2 protein-coding genes are annotated in these 1,299 nt (G+C 43.0%); both read right to left on the bottom strand.

Annotated features, from left to right (window positions below; genetic code table 11):
- Positions 1 to 342: 342 nt before the first annotated feature.
- On the bottom strand, positions 343 to 723 hold the full coding sequence (locus tag ACZYTD_RS17145) for a hypothetical protein (RefSeq protein ID WP_463893906.1): 381 nt from the start codon (positions 721 to 723) through the stop codon (positions 343 to 345).
- A complete protein-coding gene (locus ACZYTD_RS17140; RefSeq protein WP_463893904.1) occupies positions 723 to 1,055 on the bottom strand; it encodes a hypothetical protein in 333 nt (110 codons plus the stop codon). The genes ACZYTD_RS17145 and ACZYTD_RS17140 overlap by 1 nt, the downstream gene beginning before the upstream one ends.
- Positions 1,056 to 1,299: the final 244 nt, after the last annotated feature.

The following is a 1,299-nucleotide window of genomic DNA, read 5'->3' as shown; positions in this document are numbered from 1 at the left end:
TTTGCTTTTTAGCTTGTGAAACATCAAAAGCCACCCCCTCCCAACCTCCCCCTTGGCAGGGGGGGAGCTGTTCGAAGCTTTTTTCGGCATTTATCTCACCAATCGACCAAAAATGTGTATAACAGAAAGGCGTAGCTGTCCCACACTAATTATTTGTGTACGCCCAGCATGGGCATGAACTGATGGGGTGAAAGTCCCCTGTAGGAAGATCACCCTCGGCACTTTGGCTGAGGCTAACTACTAGCGAATGGCAAGGGCTAATCCGCGAGGAGCAGTAAGGGAGACAGGACATCCATCTTAAGCAGGCGTACAGCAATCCAGAGTGGGTGTCCTTTTTAGTCGTTACTCATCACATGGAAAATTTTTGAACCATTGAGTAAATGCAACCCTGGTTTCGGTTTGCTGCAGGTAGTTGTCCTCAATGAAGTCAAGGAAACTGCCAGATAAGTCATACTCATTATTTCCTTGTGCATTGCTATATAGGCAGGTCAATTTAGAATGGTCAATCTTATTCAATTCAGGCACAAGAGACTTTATGATTTCTTGGGTATCCACCTTTTTTTGTGAGCAAGTTTTCCCATCGATATAATCATTGCAATCAATATCTAATAGGAGCGCCGCATCCCAGGCCGTATTGGTGTTGTATTCTAAAAAATTAGCTGCAGGGGGAGCAGCGCAGCCAGCTATAAATAACACCAGAGTAAGTAATGAGATGCCGTTCATTATTGTTGTCCTATACAAGAGGGTTCTGCTCCACCACTGCGACTATAAGCGCTTCTTAGACCACATCGGTTGCCTTGAAAATCTAAATCTGCAGGACAAGCACAATTACCATCATAAGTGGTACTTGGTGATGAATTGTTATTTCCACCTTGCGCTGCAGCTGCGGCACCAAGGACAGCTAATGTAGCTAGCCCAACATCTGCGCCAACTGATGCGCTACATTTGGTATAGCTAAATCGTCTTTTTTCTGCTGCATATTTTTCTTTGCTACAAAACTCCCTACTGACACAGCCAGAAAGAAGTATGGCCATTAAAAAATATTTGAAATACATTTCATTATCCCAATAGTGTAAGGCATATGTTCTTATGCGGTTTTATTGATTAACATTTTTATAGTTGGCTAACCGTAACTGTTGGCAGTTACAGCAATATTTCGATACTAAGCAAAAGAGGCTCACTGGGAAACCCCATTTTGGATTAAGTATAAAAACCATACTTTTTATGGCATCCATGTTGTACTGAGACAACATGGAATAGTGAATAGGGTTCGGGTGCATAGTCCGGCCCATGGTGAAC

It is taken from the genome of Pseudaeromonas sp. HNCC25DJ180, assembly GCF_055413345.1.
Note: the sequence above shows the minus strand (reverse complement) of the source record. Positions and strands in the feature narration are given on the sequence as shown.